Origin of the sequence: Klebsiella sp. A-Nf5 (assembly GCF_002810545.1) — a bacterium.
Lineage (GTDB): Bacteria > Pseudomonadota > Gammaproteobacteria > Enterobacterales > Enterobacteriaceae > Klebsiella > Klebsiella variicola.
The window spans coordinates 84,134-107,683 of the sequence record NZ_PIOG01000268.1 but is presented as its reverse complement, the minus strand read 5'-3'; the positions used below and the strand labels follow the sequence as shown (position 1 = coordinate 107,683).

Genomic DNA, 23,550 nt, shown 5'->3' with positions numbered 1-23,550 from the left:
CGCTGTTCGAGGCACTACACTGAAGGAAGGAGGAACCATGACCCTTTCTTTTACCACCCACTGGCGGGATGAACTGCCGGATTTTTACACTTCCCTGTTACCGACGCCGCTGGATAACGCCCGACTCATCTGGCGTAACGCCCCGCTGGCGCAACAGTTGGGGGTGCCCGACGCCCTGTTCGCGCCTGAAAATGGAGCCGGTGTCTGGGGCGGCGAAGCGCTGCTTCCGGGCATGTCGCCGCTGGCGCAAGTATACAGCGGCCATCAGTTTGGCGCCTGGGCCGGCCAGTTGGGCGACGGACGCGGGATCCTGCTCGGTGAGCAGCAACTGGCGGATGGTCGCCGTTACGACTGGCATCTGAAAGGCGCCGGCCTGACCCCCTATTCGCGTATGGGGGACGGGCGCGCTGTACTGCGCTCGACGATCCGGGAAAGTCTGGCGTCAGAGGCGATGCACGCGCTGGGGATCCCGACGACGCGCGCCCTGGCGATGGTGACCAGCGATACCCCGATCTACCGCGAGCGCGTGGAGCCTGGCGCGATGCTGATGCGGGTGGCCGAGAGCCATGTCCGCTTCGGCCATTTCGAACATTTTTACTATCGCCGTGAGCCGCAGAAGGTCCAGCAATTGGCCGACTATGTCATTCGCCACCACTGGCCGCAGCTGCAGGATGAGGCAGACAAGTATCTGTTATGGTTCCGTGACGTTGTCACGCGCACCGCGCAGACCATCGCCAGCTGGCAAACCGTGGGCTTTGCCCATGGGGTGATGAATACCGACAATATGTCAATTCTCGGTCTGACCATCGACTACGGCCCGTATGGCTTCCTTGACGATTTTCAGCCGGACTTCATCTGCAACCACTCGGATTACCAGGGGCGCTACAGTTTTGAAAACCAGCCGGCGGTAGGGCTGTGGAATCTGCAGCGTCTGGCCCAGTCGCTGTCGCCGTTTATCAGCGCCGAAGCGCTGAACGCGGCGCTGGATGATTATCAGCACGCCTTGCTGACCACTTATGGCCAGCGGATGCGCGATAAACTCGGCCTGTTCAGCCAGCAGAAAGGGGATAACGACCTGCTGGACGGGCTGTTTGCCCTGATGATCCGTGAGAAGAGTGACTATACCCGAACGTTCCGCCAGCTGAGCCACAGCGAACAGCTCAGCGCCGCCTCGCCACTGCGCGACGAGTTTATCGATCGGGCGGCTTTCGACAGCTGGTTTGCCGGGTATCGTGCGCGCCTGCGTGATGAACAGGTGGACGATGCGCAGCGCCAGCAGCGGATGCAGGGCGTTAATCCGGCGCTGGTGTTACGCAACTGGCTGGCGCAGCGGGCGATAGAGCAGGCCGAGGCAGGCGATATGGGCGAGCTGGAGCGCCTGCATGCCGCGCTGGCTGACCCCTTTACCGATCGCGAGGACGACTACGTCCGCCGGCCACCGGACTGGGGGAAACGTCTGGAAGTCAGCTGCTCGAGCTAACTCGCCTCGCCCCGCGCTCAGCGGGGCGCTTATTTGGTCAGAATTAACTTCCCGGCATGGGTCTGGCGCAGCAGATAGCGCTGGCCGCCATGTTCAATGACTACCCGTCCTTCGCTACCTAACAGCACCCGACTGCTGATCTGCCTGTCCGTCGCCACGGGATAGGGGGCATTGTCTTTTGGTTTTTCAGCTGTGGCAGTGTTATCCATACGCGTCATAGCTCTCAAAATAAAAATCAAAGCAACAATGATAATCATTATCAATAATGTTGTTTTTGACGGCAAGCGTTATTTGTCGTGTTACCGGATTTGGTAGGGGAGTCGCCGAAGGAAATTGCCCGCCGCAGGCGCAGCGGGCGGAGCGGTTACAGACGGGTGGCGGTGGCGGCGGCCAGCTCGCTCAATAACCTTTCGCTGTCATCCCAGCTCAGGCAGGGGTCGGTGATCGACTGGCCCCAGGTCAGCGGCTGGCCGGGAACCACTTTCTGGGTGCCTTCCTGCAGGAAGCTCTCTGCCATAATCCCGGCGATGGCGGTGGAGCCGGCGCGAATTTGCTGACAGATATCGGCGCACACCTCCAGCTGACGGCGGTGCTGCTTCTGGCAGTTACCATGGCTGAAGTCGACGACCAACTGTTCCGGCAGATCGAATTCACGCAGCGCCTCGCCGGCGGCAGCAATATCCTCGGCGTGATAGTTTGGCTGTTTGCCGCCGCGCATAATGATATGCCCGTACGGGTTGCCGCTGGTCTGGTAAATCGTCATCTGCCCCTGCTTGTCCGGGGAGAGGAACATATGGCTGGCGCTGGAAGCGCGGATGGCGTCCACCGCGATGCGCGTATTGCCATCGGTGCCGTTTTTAAACCCGACCGGGCAGGAGAGCGCTGAGGCCATCTCACGGTGGATCTGGCTTTCGGTGGTGCGCGCCCCGATGGCACCCCAGCTGATGAGATCGGCGATAAACTGACCGGTCACCATATCGAGAAACTCGGTGGCCGTCGGTACCCCCAGCTCATTAACCTGCAGCAGCAGGCGCCGCGCCAGCTCAATTCCGTGGTTGACCCGGTAGCTGCCGTTGAGATCCGGATCGGAGATTAAGCCTTTCCAGCCCACCACGGTACGCGGTTTTTCAAAATAGGTGCGCATCACGATCTCCAGCTGCGGCTGGTAGCGCTCGCGCATGCCCTGCAGGCGGCGGGCATATTCCATCGCCGCGTCGGTATCGTGAATGGAGCAGGGGCCGATAATCACCAGCAGGCGGCGGTCTTCGCCGTTGAGGATTTTTTCAATTCGGCGGCGGGAGGCCGAGACGTGGGCGGCCACGTCGGCCGTGACGGGATGGCGCTGGGCCAGTTCCGCGGGCGTTACCAGGCTTTCAATGCGCGCGGTACGCAATTCGTCTGTTTTATTCATTGGGGTCTCAAAATCTGTTTCTTCCGCGGCGAAAATGCCGGGAAGTGATGCGCATCACGATAAACCAATCCCTGCTTATTGCAAGAGCAGGGCATGATCCTGTATAGGCCACGGGTGATAGCATAAACAAATTTTTAATAATGTACTAGTGTGTTAGTACATTCTGCGATTCAACCCCATGATGTCCATGATTTTTGTCGCAATTTCCTCAACAGAATAATTGGTACTGTTCAGGCACGGGATTTTATTTTTGCGATACAGGGCCTCCACTTCGGTCACCTCCATCCGACACTGACGCAGAGAGGCGTAGCGGCTGTTCTCCCGACGCTCTTCGCGGATCGCCGCCAGCCGTTCGGGGTTGATGGTCAGGCCGAACATCTTATGCTGCAGGGGTTTCAGCGACGCCGGCAGCACCAGATTGTCCATATCGTCGGCGATAAACGGATAGTTGGCGGCGCGAATGCCGTACTGCATGGCGAGGTACAGACTGGTGGGCGTCTTGCCGCAGCGCGACACGCCGAGAAGGATCACCTGGGCCTGATCGAGGTTACGCAGGGAGATGCCATCGTCGTGGGCGAGGGTGTAATCGATGGCGGCGATACGCGCATCATATTTAATCAGGTTGCCGGGGTTGAGGCCATGAGTACGGTGCGCCACTGGCGTCGGGTCGAGGTTGAGCTCCTGCTGCAGCGGGGCCACCAGCGCCTGCACGATGTCCTGACAAAAACCTTCGCTTTGCAGGATAATGTCGCGGATTTCCGGGATGACGATGGAATAGAACACCAGCGGACGAATGCCCGTTTGCTGATAGATGGCGTCGATCTGCTCCTTCACCGCCCGCGCGCGGCTGATGTTTTCGACAAACGGCAGAGTCACGCTGCTGATGGCGACCGGGAATTGCGACATCACGGCATGCCCCAGCACTTCTGCCGTAATGGCGGTACCGTCAGAAATATAAAATACGTGGCGATCTACAGCACTTTCCATTTTGACCATCCGGTATAATGAGTTTAATTGCCTGAATACGGATATTAAATTTAAGCATATCCCTGTTTGATTTGTCTCTTGTTAAAATTGAAACGCTATTTTTGTTTTTTATGAAAAGGGTGGTTCATTTTCTTTTTTTTGCCGTTATTTCCAGCGTTTTTCGTCATAATTCCTAAAAATCATTAAGTTAACTATATCGGGGGAACAGTCCGAAAATTGAAAAAATAATTTGCTTGAACGATTCACCGTTTTTTTCAGCACCATAAATATGTCAGGATAATCCTGCAGTCGATCGTGAAATTTTTTTCACTGGTATTAAATCACAAAAGGATTGTCTCGATGTCCAACAATGGCTCGTCACCGCTGGTGCTTTGGTATAACCAACTCGGCATGAATGATGTAGACAGAGTTGGGGGCAAAAATGCCTCCCTTGGTGAAATGATTACAAACCTGTCCGGTATGGGTGTCTCCGTGCCTAACGGGTTTGCCACCACCGCTGATGCTTTTGATCAGTTCCTGGACCAAAGCGGTGTTAACCAGCGCATTTATGCACTGCTGGATGAAACCGACATTGACGACGTTTCCGCATTAGCGAAAGCGGGCGCGCAGATCCGTCAGTGGATCATCGACACCCCTTTCCAGAGCGAACTGGAAAACGCGATTCGCGATGCTTATGACCTGCTGTCCGCCGATGACGCCGAGGCCTCATTTGCCGTGCGCTCTTCCGCCACTGCGGAAGATATGCCGGACGCCTCCTTCGCCGGGCAGCAAGAGACATTCCTCAACGTGCAGGGCTTTGACGCCGTGCTCGTTGCCGTGAAGCACGTGTTTGCCTCACTGTTTAACGATCGCGCGATCTCCTATCGCGTGCATCAGGGTTACGATCACCGCGGCGTGGCGCTTTCCGCCGGGGTGCAGAGGATGGTCCGCTCCGATCTGGCCTCCTCCGGCGTCATGTTCTCTATCGATACCGAGTCCGGCTTCGACCAGGTGGTGTTTATCACCTCGGCGTGGGGCCTCGGCGAGATGGTAGTGCAGGGCGCGGTGAACCCGGACGAATTCTACGTCCACAAGCCGACGCTGGCCGCTGGCCGCCCGGCTATCGTGCGCCGCACCATGGGGTCGAAAAAGATTCGCATGGTTTACGCGCCGACCCAGGAGCACGGCAAGCAGGTGCGTATCGAAGATGTGCCGCAGGCGCAGCGCGATGTTTTCTCGTTAACCAACGAGGAAGTCGAAGAGCTGGCGAAGCAGGCGGTGCAGATCGAGAAGCACTACGGCCGTCCGATGGATATCGAGTGGGCGAAAGATGGCCACACCGGTAAGCTGTTTATCGTCCAGGCGCGTCCGGAAACTGTGCGTTCCCGCGGCCAGGTGATGGAGCGTTATACCCTGCACGCTCAGGGGCAGATCATCGCCGAAGGGCGCGCCATCGGCCACCGTATCGGCGCCGGCCCGGTGAAGGTGATCCACGATATCAGTGAGATGAACCGCATTGAGCCAGGCGACGTGCTGGTTACCGACATGACCGACCCGGACTGGGAACCGATCATGAAGAAAGCCTCGGCGATCGTCACCAACCGCGGCGGACGTACCTGCCACGCGGCGATTATCGCCCGTGAGCTGGGGATCCCGGCGGTGGTCGGCTGCGGCGATGCCACCGATCGCATTCAGGAAAACCAGAACGTGACCGTCTCCTGCGCCGAAGGCGACACCGGCTATGTTTACGCCGAGCTGCTGGACTTCAGCGTCAAGAGCTCCAGCGTCGGCGAGATGCCGGATCTGCCGCTGAAGGTGATGATGAACGTCGGCAACCCGGATCGTGCGTTTGACTTCGCCTGCCTGCCGAACGAAGGCGTGGGTCTGGCGCGGCTGGAATTTATCATCAACCGCATGATTGGCGTTCACCCACGCGCGCTGCTGGAGTTTGACGACCAGGAGCCGGGCCTGCAGAACGAAATCCGCGAGCTGATGAAAGGCTACGATTCGCCGAGAGAGTTCTACGTCGGCCGTCTGACCGAAGGGATCGCTACCCTTGGCGCCGCCTTCTACCCGAAACGGGTGATCGTGCGTCTTTCGGACTTTAAATCTAACGAATACGCCAACCTGGTGGGCGGCGAGCGTTATGAGCCGGAAGAAGAGAACCCGATGCTCGGCTTCCGCGGCGCCGGACGCTACGTTTCCGAAAGCTTCCGCGATTGCTTCGCGCTGGAGTGTGAAGCGATGAAGCGCGTGCGTAACGACATGGGGCTGACCAACGTCGAAGTGATGGTGCCGTTTGTGCGTACCGTCGCCCAGGCGAAAGCGGTGGTCGAAGAGCTGGAGCGTCAGGGGCTGAAGCGCGGCGAGAACGGGCTGAAGATCATCATGATGTGCGAGATCCCGTCGAACGCCTTGCTGGCGGAGCAATTCCTCGAGTACTTCGACGGCTTTTCCATCGGCTCGAACGACATGACCCAGCTGGCGCTCGGTCTTGACCGCGACTCCGGCGTGGTCTCTGAACTGTTCGATGAACGCAACGACGCGGTGAAAGCATTGCTGTCGATGGCAATCCGCGCAGCGAAAAAACAGGGCAAATACGTCGGCATCTGCGGCCAGGGGCCATCTGACCATGAAGATTTTGCCGCCTGGCTGATGGAGGAGGGGATTGATAGCCTGTCCCTGAACCCGGATACCGTGGTGCAAACCTGGTTAGGTCTGGCGGAACTGAAAAAATAAGTTCGCCCTGACAGCACCGATCCCCGGCAGCGATGCCGGGGATTTTTTTTCGCTACAACAAATTAGTTTCTTGAAGATGCCATTCAGTATGGGATTCCGTTGGTAGATATGCGAGATATGAATATTTGTTCGTAAATTATTCATGTGGATGTTTTTTCTAAGGTATCCGTGCGTATTTTTCATGACTTATTTGTATGACTATTGAATCCGTTGGATTGGACGGTATAGTGCTTGCTGAATTATGAATTGGATTTATATTGAACAGAATTTGTTATTTATTAAGTAGCTCATGCAATCATAGATGGAATTAAATAAATAACGACTTCTTAAACTCAAATCTATTCTTTCTTTCGTTGCGAATAATCGCTGTACGCTGAACTAATCTTATATGAAAGGTTTTGAAATGAAAAAGTTTTGCTATGTGCCAATTCTCGCCGTATTACTCTCGGGATGCGTTGATAACATCCCGAGTAAATATGACCATTCTACCGTGAATGGTATCAATATGACAAAGGCTGAGTTGATAGCTAAGCTTGGTATTCCAAGTAGAACAATGAAAGTTGATAGTAATACAATGACTTATCAATGGGATAGTGACCAGGGTGAATCATCTGAAGGAAATTCGCAGAGCAGTTCATTTGGGAGTGCTTATGGAAAGTCTCAGAGGTATTTGGGTGGTGAGACTGACGCAGGTTCTATAGGGAGTGGTTTTACTGTAGGAAATACTCGTGGGAATATAACAACCCATGTATGTGCCTATTCCGCTGCAATTGATAATACCAGCGATAAAGTTGTATCAGCAGACTTAGTCGGTACAGTGGATAATAAATGTCTTTCACATTTTGAGAAGATGCTTACATTGGATGAAATGGCCGTCAGTAAACACAATGAAGTACAAACTCATGATGAGAATGTTCATGACTATGCCGCATGGTGGTTACTAATGCCTATCAGTGGTCCGTTTATTGCTATTCACAATCGTCATGCGGTGGCAGTCGAACTCGACCCAGTGCGTTAATCTGACATCTCATTTTCCTACTGTAATGATTGACAGGACAAAAAAAAGCCCATCGTGGGAGATGGGCAAAGACTACACACAGCAATTCGTTGTTTCACTCAGGGGATTTCCATGCTTATAAATCAAGGTGTTGATTTATAACCGTGAGCTAATAGTAGGCAGCGGGGCCTTTGCCGTCGATCAGATTCCTCTCAATAGTTAAATTGTTGTGAAGGACCGGGGGAGGAAAGCGAGGGAAATGGCGCTCAGGGCCAGCGCGTTGGCGGCGATCAATAAATTTTGCTTAACAATATGTGGGCAAAAAAACAGGCGGGTCTCCCCGCCTGCCAGGGCATTACTTGCGACCGGCCTCCAGCTCGCTGAGCTCTTCGAGGACGACGTCAGGGTCTTTCGGCGGTGGCGGCACTTCGTGTACCCAGGCGTCATACAGACGCCAGGAGACGGCCAGCAGCACCGGGCCGATAAACAACCCGATCATGCCGAAGGCGATCAGTCCGCCAATGACGCCGGTGAGGATGAGGATCATCGGCAGGTCGGCACCCATACGGATAAGCACCGGACGGATCACGTTGTCCATGGTGCCGACCACGCAGCTCCACACCAGCAGCACGGTGCCCCAGGTGGTGTCCCCGCTCCAGTAAAGCCAGATAATCGACGGCACCAGAACCAGCAAAGGCCCGAGCTGGACCAGACAGGTAAAGATCATCACCACGGTCAGCAGGGCGGCGTAGGGCACGCCGGAGATGGCAAGACCAATCCCGCCGAGCACCGCCTGAGTGAGGGCCGTCACCACCACGCCCAGCGCCACGGCGCGTACGGCCTGGCCGGCCAGCAGCACCGCGGCATCGCCGCGTTTGGCCGCGAGGCGTGTAGCGAAGTAGCGGAAACCATAGGCCACCTGCTCGCCGCGCCAGTAGAGCAGCGCGCTGAACAACAGCATCAGACCGCAGTAGACCAGCAGCTTGCCGATGTGCGCCGCCTGACCGACGAACCAGCTGGTGGTGGTGCCAATATACGGGCGAACCTTGGCCATAATCGCTGAGCCGCCCATATCCAGCAGGCCGTGCCAGGCGGAGTACAGCTTATCGCCGACCAGCGGCACGCTGTTCAGCCAGGCGAAATCCGGCAGCGTCACATTTCCACTGCTGATAAGTTTGATCAGCGGGACGCTGTTATCCACCAGGCTGTTGACCAGCAGAGCGATAGGAATAACGAATAACAAAAACAGCAGCAGGGTCATCGCCAGCACCGCCAGCATCCGTTTGCCAAACAGCACGCGCTGCAGACGCAGCAGCACCGGCCAGGTGGCGATCACCACCGTACCGGCCCAGGCGAAGGACAGAATAAACGGCTGCACAACCCACAGGCAGGATATGATAATCAGGGCCAGGAACAGCACCGACAGCAGTATTTGCGGAATGTCCCGAGGCTGATGGGGGTTTATCATAGAGAAATTTTACCTTTCCAGTCGCGCCAAAAAGCTGGCGCCGCGTAAATCCATGTACTGATAATAATATCAATAATATTGCCGGGCTGATTTTGCACAGAAAACACGTGGGCGCATATGAAAAAAATGTGATAAAAAGTTGAATGCGCTACGCAAACGTTTAGTTAGCACCAACACAATATTTTCAAACACAACATAGTCAGGCAGGGTCAAGTGTGATGATCCCACAAATTTCTCAGGCACCAGGGGTAGTTCAGCTGGTGCTGAATTTTTTGCAGGTACTGGAGCAACAGGGTTTTACCGGCGATACCGCCACCAGCTATGCCGACAGGCTGACGATGGCCACCGACAACAGCGTCTATCAGCTGCTGCCGGATGCGGTGCTTTTTCCGCGTTCTACGGCGGACGTGGCCTTGCTGGCGCGCGTCGCCGCCGAACCGCGCTTTACATCGCTGGTCTTCACGCCGCGCGGCGGCGGCACTGGCACCAACGGTCAGGCGCTGAACGGCGGGATTATTGTCGATATGTCCCGCTATATGAATCGCATCATTGAGATTAACCCCGAAGAGGGCTGGGTGCGCGTTGAAGCCGGGGTCATCAAAGATCAACTGAACCAGTTTCTTAAACCCTATGGTTACTTCTTTGCACCTGAGCTTTCCACCAGCAACCGCGCCACGCTGGGCGGGATGATAAACACCGACGCGTCCGGACAGGGATCGCTGGTGTACGGTAAAACGTCGGATCACGTGCTCGGTCTGCGAGCGGTGCTGATGGGCGGCGATATCCTCGATACCCAGGCGGTGCCGGTGGCGCTGGCGGAGACGCTGGGCAACACCCCATCGACGATTGGCCGGATCTATAACACGGTCTACCAGCGCTGTAAGACGCAGCGTGAACTGATCATTGATAAGTTTCCTAAACTTAACCGCTTCCTCACCGGGTACGATCTGCGTCATGTCTTTAACGATGAGATGAGCGAGTTCGATCTGACCCGTATTTTAACCGGTTCGGAAGGCACGCTGGCGTTTATTACCGAAGCGCGGCTGGATATCACCCGCCTGCCAAAGGTGCGCCGCCTGGTCAACGTCAAATATGACTCCTTTGACTCTGCGCTGCGTAACGCGCCCTTTATGGTGCAGGCGAAAGCGCTGTCGGTGGAGACTGTCGACTCCAAGGTACTGAATCTGGCGCGCGAGGATATCGTCTGGCACTCGGTAAGCGAACTGATCACCGACGTGCCAGATAAAGAGATGCTCGGGCTCAATATCGTCGAGTTTGCCGGGGATGACGCTACGCTGATTGACCAGCAGGTCACCGCCCTGTGCCAGCGGCTGGATGAGCTGATGGCCGGCAGTGAGGCGGGCGTCATCGGCTGGCAGGTCTGTCACGATCTCGATGGCGTAGAGCGGATCTACGCCATGCGCAAGAAGGCCGTGGGTCTGTTGGGCAATGCCAAAGGCGCCGCCAAGCCTATTCCTTTCGCCGAGGACACCTGCGTACCGCCTGAGCATCTGGCGGATTACATCGTCGAGTTCCGCGCGCTGCTCGACAGCCACGGCCTGAGCTACGGCATGTTTGGCCACGTTGATGCCGGGGTGCTGCACGTGCGTCCGGCGCTGGACATGTGCGATCCGCAGCAGGAGGTGCTGATGAAGCAGATCTCTGACGACGTGGTGGCGCTGACGGCGAAGTATGGCGGCCTGCTGTGGGGCGAACATGGCAAAGGCTTCCGCGCGGAGTACAGTCCGGCCTTCTTTGGCGAGACGCTGTATGCCGAGCTGCGGAAGATCAAAGCAGTCTTCGATCCCGATAACCGCCTGAACCCAGGGAAAATCTGTCCTCCGGAAGGGGTCGACGCGCCGATGATGAAAGTCGATGCGGTGAAGCGCGGCACCTGGGATCGGCAGATCCCCATCGCGGTGCGCAGCAGCTGGCGCGGGGCGATGGAGTGTAATGGCAACGGGTTGTGCTTCAACTTTGACGTCAAGAGCCCGATGTGTCCGTCGATGAAAGTCAGCAACCAGCGCATCCACTCGCCGAAAGGGCGCGCGACGCTGGTGCGTGAATGGCTGCGCCTGCTGGCCGACCGCGGCGTCGATCCCAACCAGCTGGAGAAGGCGCTGCCGGAGCAGGGCGTCAGCCTGCGTTCGCTGGTGGCGCGCACGCGGAACAGCTGGCATGCGCGTAAAGGGGAATATGACTTCTCGCACGAGGTCAAAGAGGCGATGTCCGGCTGTCTGGCCTGTAAAGCCTGTTCGACCCAGTGCCCGATCAAAATCGATGTGCCCGAGTTCCGTTCGCGCTTCCTGCAGCTGTACCACAGCCGCTATCTGCGCCCGGTACGCGATCATCTGGTGGCGTCGGTCGAATCCTATGCGCCGCTGATGGCGCAGGCGCCGAAGACCTTTAACTTTTTTATTAACCAGCCGTGGCTGAAAAAGCTCTCGGAGAAGCACATTGGGATGGTCGATCTGCCGCTGCTCTCGGCGCCGTCGCTGAAGCAGCAGATGGCCGGCCACCGCTCCGCCAACATGACGCTTGAGCAGCTCGAAACGCTGAGCGACGAGCAGAAAGCGAAGATGGTGCTGGTGGTACAGGATCCCTTCACCAGCTACTACGACGCCCAGGTGGTGGCCGACTTTATTCGCCTCGTCGAAGCGTTAGGCTATCAGCCGGTGCTGCTGCCGTTCTCTCCAAACGGCAAGGCGCAGCATATTAAAGGATTCCTCACCCGCTTCGCGCGCACCGCGCAGAAGACGGCGGACTTCCTCAATCGCGTGGCGCAGCTTGGCATGCCGCTGGTCGGCGTCGATCCGGCGCTGGTGCTCTGCTACCGCGATGAATATAAGCAAACACTCGGCGATAAGCGCGGCGATTTCCAGGTGCTGTTAGTGCATGAGTGGTTGCCGAAGGCGCTGACGACCGCCGCCCGTCCCGATCAGGGAGGCGAGCCCTGGTACCTGTTCGGCCACTGTACGGAAGTGACCGCGCTGCCGGCGGCGACAAAGCAATGGGCAGATATTTTTGCCCACTTTGGCGCGAAGCTGGAAAACGTCAGCGTCGGGTGTTGCGGGATGGCAGGGACCTATGGTCATGAAGTGAAAAACCATGCCAACTCACTGGCCATTTACGCGCTCTCCTGGCAGCAGGCGATGCAGCGGCTGCCGCGTAACCGCTGTCTGGTGACGGGCTACTCCTGCCGCAGTCAGGTGAAGCGCATTGAAGGCAGCGGCGTTCGCCATCCGCTGCAGGCGTTACTGGAGATAATAGGATGATTTGGAAACGTCAGGCCACGCTGGAGCAGCTCAACCGGCTCGGTGAGGGAAATATGGTGGGGCTGCTCGATATTCGCTTTGAGACCTTTACCGACGATACGCTGGAGGCCACGATGCCGGTGGATGGCCGTACGCAGCAGCCGTTTGGCCTGCTGCACGGTGGGGCGTCGGTGGTGCTGGCGGAGACCCTGGGGTCGGTAGCGGGTTATCTGTGCAGCGAAGGCGAACAGAAGGTGGTGGGGCTGGAGGTTAACGCCAACCACATTCGTTCGGCGCGCGGGGGCCGGGTGCGGGGTGTCTGTAAAGCGCTGCACGTCGGTACTCGCCATCAGGTCTGGCAAATCGAAATCTTCGACGAACAGTCGCGATTGTGCTGTTCATCGCGGCTAACCACCGCAGTAATATAAGCCGTGACCGGGAGGCGAATAGCCTCCCTTTTTTCAGGGTAATAAGCGGAAACGGGTTTGTCAGGACCAGAGATTTTGTCACAAGGACCACCCTGCAGCGGCAAGGAATTATCTAATAAATATATTATTGCCGATCCACTCTCGTTATATATGCTACTCTTTTCAATACTAAATGCTTAAAGGTAACAAGAGGACGGTTAACCATGGGTATTCTTTCCTGGATCATTTTTGGACTTATTGCCGGTATTTTAGCCAAGTGGATTATGCCGGGGAAAGACGGCGGCGGGTTTATTGTCACCGTTATTCTGGGGATCATCGGCGCCGTGGTCGGCGGCTGGATCAGTACCCTCTTTGGTTTTGGCAAAGTCGATGGGTTTAATTTCGGCAGCTTCGTGGTCGCGGTTATCGGTGCGCTGGTCGTGCTGTTTATCTACCGGAAAGTGCGTAGCTAATTCTCTGCCATTCTGTTTCATTCAAGTTAACAAAGCTGCCGCGATAAGCGGCAGCTTTTTTTATTGCAGCCCCAGGTCGGGCGACCCGCGCAAGGGCTATTGCCCGTCGGCATCCCCGGTAACGGGCACCACCTCAACATGAACTTCGTAGTGCTTCGCCGGGCTGGCCGGGATCAGCGCGGTCAGTTTGTTAATGGTTTCTGCCGGCGTATCGGTCGCTACCGCGGCCGAAAAGAGCACCGGTCTGTGCGGCGGAAGCTGCGGCGGGAACGGCGGAAGGGGGCCACGGCCCATCTCCAGCGGGGGGCGGGCTCCGTTATCAACGGCGGGCGCCGGGCCGTCGGTTTTATCGGCCGCAAAGGCGCTGGCGGCGGCAACCGCGGCGATAGCGAACAGGGCAGTCAAAGCTTTTTTCATCTGGTATTCCTCGATTAGCAAGTACCAAAAGAGTAGAGGGCGGCGGCAGGCGGGACAATCCCGTGCGACGCGAATCCTCTGAATCTCCTTTTTTCTTCGCGAATGTGAAGGTCAGATGAGAGCTTGTGTCATTGGGGAAGCATTTTAGTTCAGCAGTACGCTCATAATCAGCAGCACAGCCATGCACATCGACATAATACTGATATCAACAATCATTCTTTACGACAAAAGCTCCAGCAAACGGGTACGGCACGGCGGCGACGTCAAAGCACGTATTATAGTGGTTAAAGATTGTACCCTGGCATACATTCACTGGACAAATGATTATTCGCCAGACGTTGCCTGAGTTGCCCGCGCCTGACCATAGTGCCATGACCACGACTGGTTCCACACCTTGCAACCAGCGCTCAGCGGAGCAACATGAGGATGGCTCATGTTGCAATGAATTTAAGTCGCTTTCCCTCCAGCGCCGACTCTGGCAAAAATAGACTCATTAACGAATCAACAACATTTACCGGTTGAAGCGCGCCAGGCCTGACCCCGCGTTGCTTGTGGAATGGCAATTTGCTCATTCAGCTTCATACCCAACACCAGAATGGACAATCGCCATGACTAACGAATTTACCTATACGATTAAGCGCAGTCGTTTTGATGAGAACTATAACCCCGCGGAAAATACGCGTATTACCACCAACTTTGCCAATTTAGCCAGAGGGGAGAACCGTCAGGAAAATCTGCGTAATACGTTAATCATGATGAATAACCGGTTTAATACCCTGGCGCACTGGGATAATCCCCACAACGATCGCTATGCGGTGGAACTGGATATTATTTCTGTCGAGATGAATATTGCTCAGGATGACGCCAGCTTCCCGGTGATAGAGATCCTGCAAACGCATATTGTCGATAAAAAGAGCGGAGAGCGCCATGCCGGTATCGCCGGTAATAACTTCTCCTCCTATGTGCGGGATTATGATTTTAGCGTGCTGCTGCTGGAACATAATAAAAACCGGGGTAGCTTTAGCGTGCCCGATAACTTTGGCGAGCTGCATGGCAATATCTTTAAGGATTTCGTGCAATCCAGCGCCTATAAGGCCAGCTTCAGCAAGGCGCCGGTGATTTGCCTGAGCGTCTCAAGCAAAGATGTTTACCGGCGTACCGGTAATGAACATCCGGTCCTCGGCATTGAATATGCTCAGGATGGCGTGTCGCTGACGGAGCGCTATTTCAGCAAAATGGGCCTGCAGGTGCGCTATTTTATGCCGAAGCACAGTGTCGCGCCGTTAGCCTTTTATTTTACCGGCGATCTGCTCAGCGATTACACCAGCCTGGAGCTGATCGCGACCATCAGCACGATGGAGACGTTTCAGAAAATATACCGCCCGGAGATCTACAATGCCAATTCCGCGGCGGGGCAATACTATCAGCCCAATCTCAGTCACCTGGATCATTCATTAACAAAAATTGTTTATGACCGGGAAGAGCGCAGCCTGTTGGCGATAGAGCAGGGTAAATTTACACAACAACATTTTATCAACCCGCACAAGACGTTGCTTGAGCAATGGTCTGCTAACTTCGCGCTTTGCTAAACCAAAATAAAAGGCTACTTATTATGAAAACATGGCTTCCGACATCGACCGCCGGCAGTTTACCGAAACCGTCCTGGCTGGCGCAGCCAGAGACCCTGTGGTCGCCCTGGAAACTGTCCAGCGAAGAATTACTGGCCGGCAAGCGCGACGCGCTGCGTTTATCCCTCGACGACCAGCTGCGTGCCGGGATCGATATTGTCAGCGACGGCGAGCAAACGCGGCAGCACTTTGTCACCACCTTTATTGAGCACCTCAGCGGCGTTGATTTTGCCAAACGTGAGATCGTGAAAATTCGTAACCGCTATGAGGCCAGTGTTCCAACCGTGGTGGGCGCCGTGGAGCGCCAGAAACCGGTCTTCGTGGAGGACGCGCGCTATCTGCGTCAGCTCACCAGTCAGCCGATCAAATGGGCGCTGCCGGGCCCAATGACGATGATCGACACGCTGTATGACAACCACTATAAAAGCCGGGAAAAGCTGGCCTGGGAGTTTGCCAAAATCCTCAATCAGGAAGCGAGAGAGTTAGAGGCCGCCGGGGTCGATATTATTCAGTTCGATGAGCCGGCCTTCAACGTCTTCTTTGATGAAGTCAACGACTGGGGGATCGCCGCCTTAGAACGAGCGACCGAAGGGCTGAAGTGTGAAACGGCGGTCCATATCTGCTACGGCTATGGCATCAAGGCCAATACCGACTGGAAAAAAACGCTGGGCTCCGAGTGGCGCCAGTATGAAGAGGCCTTCCCGCAGCTGCAAAAATCATCCCTCGATATTATCTCTCTCGAGTGCCACAACTCGCGGGTGCCGATGGATCTGCTGGAACTGATCCGCGGTAAAAAGGTGATGGTCGGGGCGATCGATGTCGCCAGTCATGCTATCGAAACGCCAGAAGAGGTGGCTGGAACCCTGCGCAAGGCGCTGGCGTTCGTCGATGCCGACAAACTCTACCCGTCCACCAACTGCGGTATGGCGCCGCTGCCGCGCCATGTTGCGACCGGCAAACTGCATGCCCTGAGCGCCGGCGCTGAGATCGTTCGCCGCGAGCTGGCGGCAAAGTAAGGCGGGGCGCACTCCCGTTATCTTCCCCTGGCGGTGTCCTTCATCGCCGGTTCACCTCCTGAGCGGGCTGTTGTCCGCTCAGCGTCATGTTGCCGCCAGCGGGCGGCAGATCGCCCGCAGGGCGACGGCACTGCACAGTGGAAACAGCGCCAGCAAGAGCCAGGGATAAACCGCCTGCGACGAGGGGGTGAGCGCCTGGTCAAGCAAATGACCGAGCAGCAAATTCCCGGCTAACACCGCGCAACCCCCCGCGGTGGCGAGCGCCCCGTAGTGGGCGCCCAGCGTCGACTCCTCGGCGAACAGCGGGATGAGATCCTTGGCTGAGGGCACCAACAGCATCTGGCCGAGGGTGAGCAGCGTGACAAAGCAGGCCGACGGCAATAATCGCAGCCAGCCTTCGGCGGGCGGTGTGGCGGCGAATAACGCCACGCTGGCAAAAGATGCCGACAGCAGCAGAAAGCCCACCGGCAGGATGCGCACGGCGCCAATTCGTCGGGCGAAGCGGGCGAGAGGGAGCTGCAGGGTGATAATCAACAGCGAGGCCAGCATAAAGAGCGGCGCCAGATCCTGCTCACGACCGCCGGAACGTTGGATCTCCACCGGCAGGGCGAGGTACAGCTGGTTGTAGCTCAACAGCCATGAGCTGTAGGCGAGAATAAACGCGACAAAGCGCGGCTGGCGCAAAGGCGTCCACCATGGGATTCGTCTGCGCGTTGTTGTCGTGTGCCCGTCGGCGGGCAGACAGAAAAAGAGCACCAGCAGCGCCAGGAGAAATATTCCCGCGCCGGCGAGGGCGATATGCCGAAAACCGATCCCGCTCATCAGCCCACCCGCTACGGGTCCGATCACCGCCCCCAGCTCACCGCACACCGCAAACAGCGCAAACCACTCGGCGCGGCTGCGTTTCCCGTTGGCCTGGCTGTGGGTACCGGTCCGCGCCAGCAGGGCCTCGATCGACGGGGAAAACAGAGCGCCGCCGACGCCGGTCAGGCAGGCACCGAGGATAATGGGCCACAGCGACGTAGCGCACGCCAGCAGCAGATAACCGGCGACGCGAACGACGCAGCCGGCGAGGATGATGGCCTTGGCGCCATAGCGGTCGGCCAGCGTCCCGCCGATGATAAACATGCCCTGCTGAGAGAAGGTGCGCAGCCCGAGGATCAGGCCGATAAGTCCCCCAGAGAGCAGCATGTCGTCGCGCAGGAAGAGGGCGAGGAAAGGAACGACCGCGTAAAAGCCAATATTAAAAACGAACTGGCTTCCCAGTAACACGGGAGGCCAGAGGGTTGCCGCAGGGCGCAGGGAGAAGAGAGGCATATCCGCCCAACCTAAACGATGAAATGAATATGTTTTTTACCGTGGTAAGGGGAGATCTCGATTTTGGTTTTCACCCGGAAAACGTCCCACAGCAGCGCTTCGGACAAAATCTCCTCCGGCGTCCCGCTGGCGAGGATCTGCCCCTCCTGCATCACGATCAGAGAATCGCAGAACATCGCGGCATGGTTAAGATCGTGAATGGCGACAATGCTGGTCACCGGCAGCTCGCTGATCAGCTGCATTAACTGCATCTGATGGTGTATATCCAGATGGTTGGTGGGCTCATCCAGCAGAATTTCGCTCGGGCTCTGCGCCAGCGCGCGGGCGATATGCACCCGCTGCCGCTCGCCGCCGGAGAGGCTTAACCATCCCTGTTCGCTTTTCTCCAGCATCGCCACCCGCTGCAGCGCGGCGGTGATCGCCTCGTCATCCTGAGCGCTCCAGTTTGAGAACGGAGAGTGGTGGGGAATGCGCCCCAGGCGTACGACGTCGCGCACCCGCATATTGGCCTCGGTCATGCCGTGTTGCTCGACGAAAGCCACGCGGCGGGCGAGCTGCTTTTTCGCCATCCGGGTGATGTCCTGGCCGTCGAGGGTGACGCGACCCGCATCCGGGCGGCGCAGGCCCGCCAGAACGCGCAGCAGCGAGGATTTGCCGCAGCCGTTGGGCCCCAGCAGTCCGACCGTTTCGCCGCGGGACACCCGCAGCGAGACATTATTGACGATGACCTTTTTGCCTGCCTTCCAGGTGATATTTTCAGCGCAAATACTCATCACTTATTCCTTGAGCGGTAGATAATCACGGCAAAGAAAGGCACCCCAACCAGGGCGGTTACCACCCCAACGGGCAGACTCTGCGGGGCAATCAGCAGGCGCGACGCAATGTCCGCCAGCACCATCAGGATCGCCCCTGCCAGCGCGCTGGCAATCAGCAACGTCCGGTGTAGCGGGCCAAAGAAGAAGCGCATCACGTGCGGCACCACCAGGCCGACAAAGCCGATCGAGCCGGCCATACTGACGATGGTGGCGGTGATCAGCGCCGCGGTGGTGAAGAGGATCAGGCGTACCTTTGGCACGGCAATCCCCAGCGAGGCGGCGGCATCATCGCCGAAGGTGAACGCATCCAGCGCCCGGGCATACCACAGGCAGACCGCAAGGCCCGCGAGCACCACCACGATGACCAGCTGGAATTCGGGCCAGCGGACGCCGCTGAAGCTGCCCAGCAGCCAGAACATCACATCGCGCGCCTGCTGTGCGCTGGCGGAGGTGCTGATGGTGTAAGCCGTGATGGCGTTAAATAACTGCGACGCGGCAACGCCCGCCAGAATCGTACGCTCATTGCCGCCGCGCGCGCCGTTAGTCAGTAAGGCGACAAAGGCGAAGGCGGCGAAGGCCCCGGCAAAGGCGCCTGCCGAGAGGGAAATCGCGCCAGCGCCAAGGCCCAGCACCACGATCGACACCGCGCCGGTGGAGGCCCCGGCGGAGACGCCGAGGACGTAGGGTTCCGCGAGGGCATTTTTCAGCAGGCTTTGCAGCACGACGCCGCAGATAGCGAGGCCTGCGCCGCAGCAGGCGGCGACCAGCGCGCGGCTGAGGCGGAAATCCCAGATCACGCTCTCATAGATACGGTTGAGAGGCTCAGCGGTTAAGCCGGTTCTGTTGCTGATAGCGTAAAAGACATTCTGCAGCGGGATAGCCAGCTCGCCGACGCTGACGCCCACCGCTATCACCAGCGCCAGCACGATCACGGCCAGTAAACACCAGCCGGTGAGCAGCATGCTGCGGCGCGTCTGAAGCACGGCGACGCTCATCAATTCAGCCCCATTTTTCTCAGCTGTTCGCCCACCTGTTCCGCGCCATAAAGTGTGCGAATGGTCGGGTTCATCGCCTGACCGTCCATGACCACGATATGGCCTTTTTTCACTGCCTCCAGCTGACTGACGGCGGGATCGCTTTTGAGGAATTTGATCTTCTCCTCGGCCTTATCCAGCGCCCAGCGGTTACGATCCAGGCTGGAGACCACGATCACATCCGGGTTGGCGGCAATAATGCTCTCCCAGCTCACCGTGGGCCACTCGGTTTCGGAGGTAATCGCATTATGTCCGCCCAGCACGCTGGCGATAAATCCGGAGGCGCTGTTTTTTCCGCCAACATAGGCATCGGCCGAAGGTGAGGCGCTGGAGAACCAGAAGACGAAGGAGAGATCCTTTTTGCTTTTACCAAACTCCTGGCGCAGGTCGGCTTCACGTTTTTTGAAATCGGCAATCAGTGCCTGACCACGATCTTCGACGTTGAAAATGCGAGCAAAATCGCTAATTTCCTGATACAGCCAGGTCATATCCCACAGCTTTTGCCGGCTGCCGTACATATCGCCGGTGGCCTTTTTGGTGGCGCACATCCCCGGTGAGACGTAGCTGTTTACGCCGACGGTAGCGAGATCTTCACGCTTAGCGACTTTGCTTTCCGGCCCCAGCAGCAGCGGCAACTGGGCGGGAACGAAATCGGGATTTTGCGCCAGCACGGATTCCAGGCTCGGAATTTCCACCGTCAGGGTTTTTATCTTCGCGTTTTGCTCAGCCAGCTGCGGTAAAACGCTGGTCGGCCAGAAGGCGCTGGCGACCACCTGCTTTTGCAGCCCGAGCAGCAGCAGAATTTCGACCGTATTTTGCCCCAGCGCGACCACGCGCTCCGGCGGCTGGGTGAAGGTCTCCTGATAGCCGCAGTTTTCAATCGTCAGGGGGTAGGTTGTTGCCAGCGCGGAACTGACGGCGGTGAACATCAAGCCTAACGCGCAGAGGACCTTCTTCATTAAACGCTATCCTTGTAAACAGGCGAGTGGATGACCAGCAAATGGGAGTAATGCAAATGAAACTCATTATTGGGGCGGGGTTTTATACAATGCAATATATTCAGTGTCAATGTGGGACTATTTCGGCACGGAATGAAACCAGAACATTGCCTGTGCGGACCGCGGGATCCTGTCGGGGAGGTGCCGATGCTTATCTATAACGTGTTTGGCCGATATCTCGGGGTGAAGCGTGAGGGGGCGCGCTGGCTGGTATTCCGTGTCGATCTGACGGAGCGCAAATTTTCCCGGCTGTATGACATCATCATCCCTGATGAAATGCCCGAGGAGGCGATCCCGGGCTGGCTGGACGATCTTTTTCATGAGGCGGCGACCGCACGCTATCCAGGCGTGCAGCGCGTGGAATAAACGGCGCGATGGATTAGCTCGCCAGTGGGCCGCGAATGTATGCCTGCAACCCCTGGGCGAGAAAATCAAATACCCGCTTACAGGCGGGACTGTGGCGCAGGTCCTCATGCATCACCAGCCAGGTATCGAGATTCAGGGAAAAATCGGCCGCCAGTACTCGCTGCAGGGGAATGATGCCATCAGCAAGAGGCACCTGGCAGATGCCGATCCCCGCTCCGGCGCGGATCAGGCTCAACTGGGCGAGGTCGCTATCGGTCCGCATCGCGAACGCTTCGCGCTGAAATCGGGGGTAAGCCTGCAGGGCCCGGCGAACGAGTGGGGTGGCGCTATCGAAACCAATCAGCGCGTGGCCGGCCAGATCGTCGAGGGTAGCGGGCAGCCCCTGGCGTGTCAGGTAGGCGGCGGTGGCATGTAACCCAAGCTCGATCCTGCCGAGACGGCGGGCGATTAGCTGCTCCTGCTGCGGGGCGACCATCCGCACCGCGATATCCGCCTCCCGGTGAAGCAGATCCTGAAACCGATTGGAGAGCATCAGTTCGATGACGATATTCGGGCACGCTTGTCTGAGCCGGGCAACCAGCGGCGGCAGCACCTCGGCGCCGACCACCTCGCTGGCGGCCACCCGCACCACGCCACGCAGATCGGTTTTGTCGCGACTGAAGTTGGCCGCCGTGCGTTCCAGCGCCCGGGCGGTATTGTCCATTGCCTCGGCGTGCACCCGCAGCGCCAGCGCCGCGTCGGTCGCCAGCAGACCGTTCTGCGAGCGGGTAAATAAGGCCTGGCCGAGCGCGGCCTCCAGCCCGGCAATATGGCGCCCCGCCGTCGGCTGGGTGATGTTCAGGCTGCGCGATGCGCCCGATAAGGAGCCTTCCTTCAGCACGGCGAGAAAGGTTCGGTACCACTCCCAGGGAATAGATGTATTCATACAAAAATGTATAGCTGCTCGATGATGGTATGCAATTTCATTTGATATGAGCGGCAGGTAGGCTGTCAAGCATCCATTAGCGAACGGGGAAAGACAATGAACAGCAGCGGCAAAATACTTATTCTGGGAGCAAGCGGGGGCATTGGCGGGGAAGTGGCGCGCCGGCTGGTGGCGGACAACTGGCAGGTTCGGGCGCTGAAGCGCGGCGCTCAGATTCGCGGTCCCGCAGATGGCATGCAGTGGATAGCCGGCGACGCGCTGGATGCCGGACAGGTCGCGGCGGCAGCTGTCGGTTGCGACGTTATCGTCCATGCGGTCAATCCTCCGGGCTACCGGCACTGGCGGCAACAGGTACTGCCCATGCTGCACAACACCCTGCAGGCTGCCGAACAGCAGCAAGCGTTAGTTGTTCTGCCCGGCACGGTCTACAACTATGGACCGGATGCGTTTCCGCTGATTGATGAAGCGGCCCCTCAGCAACCGGTGACCCGTAAAGGCGCTATTCGGGTGGAGATGGAGCAGGCGCTGGAGGATTACGTTCAGCGTGGTGGCCGGGTGTTGATTGTTCGGGCGGGCGATTTTTTTGGTCCGCGCGCTGGAAATAACTGGTTTTCTCAGGGGCTGGTCAAGCCTGGTCAGCTTCCCCGCGTCATTAGCCGCCCGGGGGCAATCGGCGTGGGGCATCAGTGGGCTTATCTGCCCGACGTCGCCGACACCATCGCCGCGCTGCTGGCCCGCAGGCATGAGCTTGAGCCGTTTGCTCGCTTTCATATGCAGGGCCACTGGGACCCGGACGGCAGCGAAATGAGTCAGGCGATCCAGCGGGTGGTCGCCCGCTATGGCGGCCGAGCGGCAGTGAAGTCTTTTCCCTGGTGGCTGGTGAAGCTGGCGGCGCCCTTCAACGCCACCCTGCGGGAAATGGTCGAGATGCACTATCTCTGGCGTCTGCCGGTACGCCTGCGCAACGATAAACTGGTTGATTTTTTAGGCGCGGAGCCGCATACCCCACTTGACAGCGCGGTGCTTCAGACGCTGCAAGGCCTGGGTTGTCTGCCCAGCAGCGCGATAAACACCAAGATGCGCGAGGCGTGACGCGGCGAGAGGATCACAGAACGGGCGTTATTGTGACCAAATCATAATAACGTCACTCGTTGTCAAACGAGAACGATCGCATTAAGCTAAACGGATGACGAAAAATACCCCCACCCCTGCAAGCCGTGGTCCCCATGACCACAGCGTTCGGGACCAGATTCTTGACGCGGCCATGGCGCACTTTAGTCGCTATGGCTATGAGAAAACGACGGTCACCGATCTCGCCAAAGCGATAGGCTTTTCTAAAGCCTATATTTACAAGTTTTTCGACTCCAAGCAGGCGATTGGCGAGGCGATTTGCGCCAGCCGGCTGGAGAAGATCATGGTAGCCGTCAGCGCGGCTATCGCCGATGCGCCGTCCGCCAGCGAGAAACTGCGCCGCCTGTTCCGGGCACTGACCGAGGCCGGCAGTGAACTGTTTTTCGAGGATCGCAAACTGTACGACATCGCCGCCGTCGCGGCGCGCGATAAATGGCCTTCAACGGAACAGTATGCCGGTCATCTGCAGCAACTGATTGGTCAAATCCTTGTCGAAGGCCGCCAGGCGGGTGAGTTCGAGCGCAAAACCCCGCTGGATGAGGCGACCCTGGCGGTCTATATGGTGATGTGTCCTTTCATCAACCCGGTGCAACTGCAATACAATCTCGACACTGCGCCCACCGCGGCGGTGCTGCTTGCCTCCCTGATCCTGAGAAGCCTCTCCCCCTGATTGGTGACTATTGACTTTATTGGTCACTCGTCTGAGAA

General features: G+C 57.6%; 22 protein-coding genes and 1 other RNA gene. 11 read left to right on the top strand and 12 right to left on the bottom strand.

Annotated features, from left to right (window positions below):
* Positions 1–37: 37 nt before the first annotated feature.
* Positions 38–1,480 carry a protein adenylyltransferase SelO gene (gene selO / locus CWM53_RS25655; RefSeq protein ID WP_100729509.1) on the top strand — a complete coding sequence of 481 codons (1,443 nt, stop codon included), beginning with the start codon at positions 38–40 and terminating at the stop codon, positions 1,478–1,480.
* 29 nt (positions 1,481–1,509) lie between these two features.
* Here selO and hemP read toward each other — a convergent pair whose 3' ends face one another.
* From hemP to CWM53_RS31410, 4 genes are all read right to left on the bottom strand, one after another.
* Positions 1,510–1,689 (bottom strand): hemin uptake protein HemP, encoded by a 180-nt coding sequence (hemP, locus tag CWM53_RS25650; RefSeq protein WP_023290103.1) that lies wholly within the window; start codon positions 1,687–1,689, stop codon positions 1,510–1,512.
* A 155-nt stretch (positions 1,690–1,844) separates the two neighbouring features.
* Positions 1,845–2,891: a 3-deoxy-7-phosphoheptulonate synthase AroH gene (gene aroH, locus CWM53_RS25645; RefSeq protein ID WP_100729508.1), complete on the bottom strand. Its 1,047-nt coding sequence runs from the start codon at positions 2,889–2,891 to the stop codon at positions 1,845–1,847.
* 153 nt (positions 2,892–3,044) lie between these two features.
* Positions 3,045–3,878 carry a pyruvate, water dikinase regulatory protein gene (locus tag CWM53_RS25640; protein WP_002909061.1) on the bottom strand — a complete coding sequence of 278 codons (834 nt, stop codon included), beginning with the start codon at positions 3,876–3,878 and terminating at the stop codon, positions 3,045–3,047.
* A 144-nt stretch (positions 3,879–4,022) separates the two neighbouring features.
* A complete protein-coding gene (locus CWM53_RS31410; protein WP_165784109.1) occupies positions 4,023–4,142 on the bottom strand; it encodes a hypothetical protein in 120 nt (39 codons plus the stop codon).
* A 75-nt stretch (positions 4,143–4,217) separates the two neighbouring features.
* Here CWM53_RS31410 and ppsA point away from each other — a divergent pair, with 75 nt between their 5' ends.
* Positions 4,218–6,596 (top strand): phosphoenolpyruvate synthase, encoded by a 2,379-nt coding sequence (gene ppsA, locus CWM53_RS25635; RefSeq protein WP_008804447.1) that lies wholly within the window; start codon positions 4,218–4,220, stop codon positions 6,594–6,596.
* A gap of 403 nt (positions 6,597–6,999) precedes the next feature.
* On the top strand, positions 7,000–7,614 hold the full coding sequence (locus CWM53_RS30630; protein ID WP_133124388.1) for a hypothetical protein: 615 nt from the start codon (positions 7,000–7,002) through the stop codon (positions 7,612–7,614).
* Between the two features lie 37 nt (positions 7,615–7,651).
* On the opposite strand, the gene rprA is transcribed toward CWM53_RS30630, so the two are convergent.
* Positions 7,652–7,759, bottom strand: an RNA gene (gene rprA / locus CWM53_RS25630) — antisense sRNA RprA.
* A gap of 189 nt (positions 7,760–7,948) precedes the next feature.
* The gene (gene ydiK / locus CWM53_RS25625; RefSeq protein WP_004203114.1) at positions 7,949–9,061 is read right to left on the bottom strand and encodes an AI-2E family transporter YdiK; all 1,113 of its coding nucleotides are present in this window, start codon (positions 9,059–9,061) and stop codon (positions 7,949–7,951) included.
* 218 nt (positions 9,062–9,279) lie between these two features.
* Here ydiK and CWM53_RS25620 point away from each other — a divergent pair, with 218 nt between their 5' ends.
* The 3 genes from CWM53_RS25620 to CWM53_RS25610 all read left to right on the top strand — a co-directional run bounded on the left by CWM53_RS25620 (position 9,280) and on the right by CWM53_RS25610 (position 13,195).
* Complete coding sequence (locus CWM53_RS25620) at positions 9,280–12,336, top strand: FAD-binding and (Fe-S)-binding domain-containing protein (protein WP_100680524.1); 3,057 nt, start codon at positions 9,280–9,282, stop codon at positions 12,334–12,336.
* Positions 12,333–12,743: a 1,4-dihydroxy-2-naphthoyl-CoA hydrolase gene (gene menI, locus CWM53_RS25615; protein ID WP_023290099.1), complete on the top strand. Its 411-nt coding sequence runs from the start codon at positions 12,333–12,335 to the stop codon at positions 12,741–12,743. Before CWM53_RS25620 ends, menI begins: the two co-directional genes overlap by 4 nt.
* A gap of 203 nt (positions 12,744–12,946) precedes the next feature.
* A complete protein-coding gene (locus CWM53_RS25610; RefSeq protein WP_002909014.1) occupies positions 12,947–13,195 on the top strand; it encodes a GlsB/YeaQ/YmgE family stress response membrane protein in 249 nt (82 codons plus the stop codon).
* A gap of 96 nt (positions 13,196–13,291) precedes the next feature.
* On the opposite strand, the gene CWM53_RS25605 is transcribed toward CWM53_RS25610, so the two are convergent.
* Positions 13,292–13,612 (bottom strand): hypothetical protein, encoded by a 321-nt coding sequence (locus CWM53_RS25605; protein WP_100729507.1) that lies wholly within the window; start codon positions 13,610–13,612, stop codon positions 13,292–13,294.
* A gap of 608 nt (positions 13,613–14,220) precedes the next feature.
* On the opposite strand from CWM53_RS25605, the gene CWM53_RS25595 reads away from it, so the two are divergent.
* Together CWM53_RS25595 and CWM53_RS25590 are read left to right on the top strand one after the other, a co-directional pair.
* The gene (locus tag CWM53_RS25595) at positions 14,221–15,201 is read left to right on the top strand and encodes a DUF1852 domain-containing protein (RefSeq protein ID WP_074385555.1); all 981 of its coding nucleotides are present in this window, start codon (positions 14,221–14,223) and stop codon (positions 15,199–15,201) included.
* Between the two features lie 23 nt (positions 15,202–15,224).
* Positions 15,225–16,256 (top strand): methionine synthase, encoded by a 1,032-nt coding sequence (locus CWM53_RS25590; protein ID WP_061154236.1) that lies wholly within the window; start codon positions 15,225–15,227, stop codon positions 16,254–16,256.
* An 84-nt stretch (positions 16,257–16,340) separates the two neighbouring features.
* On the opposite strand, the gene CWM53_RS25585 is transcribed toward CWM53_RS25590, so the two are convergent.
* Genes CWM53_RS25585 through CWM53_RS25570 form a run of 4 tightly spaced genes read right to left on the bottom strand, consistent with a single transcriptional unit; the run spans position 16,341 to position 20,381 of the window.
* Positions 16,341–17,528 (bottom strand): MDR family MFS transporter, encoded by a 1,188-nt coding sequence (locus CWM53_RS25585; protein WP_165785137.1) that lies wholly within the window; start codon positions 17,526–17,528, stop codon positions 16,341–16,343.
* Between the two features lie 56 nt (positions 17,529–17,584).
* Entirely contained in the window at positions 17,585–18,346 is a 762-nt protein-coding gene (locus CWM53_RS25580) for an ABC transporter ATP-binding protein (RefSeq protein WP_100729505.1), read from the bottom strand.
* Positions 18,346–19,383: a FecCD family ABC transporter permease gene (locus CWM53_RS25575; RefSeq protein ID WP_074385557.1), complete on the bottom strand. Its 1,038-nt coding sequence runs from the start codon at positions 19,381–19,383 to the stop codon at positions 18,346–18,348. The genes CWM53_RS25580 and CWM53_RS25575 overlap by 1 nt, the downstream gene beginning before the upstream one ends.
* On the bottom strand, positions 19,383–20,381 hold the full coding sequence (locus tag CWM53_RS25570) for an ABC transporter substrate-binding protein (protein ID WP_100675437.1): 999 nt from the start codon (positions 20,379–20,381) through the stop codon (positions 19,383–19,385). The genes CWM53_RS25575 and CWM53_RS25570 overlap by 1 nt, the downstream gene beginning before the upstream one ends.
* Positions 20,382–20,567: 186 nt before the next feature.
* Between CWM53_RS25570 and CWM53_RS25565 the strand changes: the two genes are divergently transcribed.
* Positions 20,568–20,786 (top strand): hypothetical protein, encoded by a 219-nt coding sequence (locus CWM53_RS25565; RefSeq protein WP_074385558.1) that lies wholly within the window; start codon positions 20,568–20,570, stop codon positions 20,784–20,786.
* 13 nt (positions 20,787–20,799) lie between these two features.
* On the opposite strand, the gene CWM53_RS25560 is transcribed toward CWM53_RS25565, so the two are convergent.
* Positions 20,800–21,711: a LysR family transcriptional regulator gene (locus CWM53_RS25560; RefSeq protein ID WP_074385559.1), complete on the bottom strand. Its 912-nt coding sequence runs from the start codon at positions 21,709–21,711 to the stop codon at positions 20,800–20,802.
* A 96-nt stretch (positions 21,712–21,807) separates the two neighbouring features.
* On the opposite strand from CWM53_RS25560, the gene CWM53_RS25555 reads away from it, so the two are divergent.
* Entirely contained in the window at positions 21,808–22,803 is a 996-nt protein-coding gene (locus CWM53_RS25555) for an NAD-dependent epimerase/dehydratase family protein (protein WP_100729504.1), read from the top strand.
* Between the two features lie 94 nt (positions 22,804–22,897).
* On the top strand, positions 22,898–23,512 hold the full coding sequence (locus tag CWM53_RS25550; protein ID WP_004143215.1) for a TetR/AcrR family transcriptional regulator: 615 nt from the start codon (positions 22,898–22,900) through the stop codon (positions 23,510–23,512).
* Positions 23,513–23,550 lie beyond the last annotated feature (38 nt).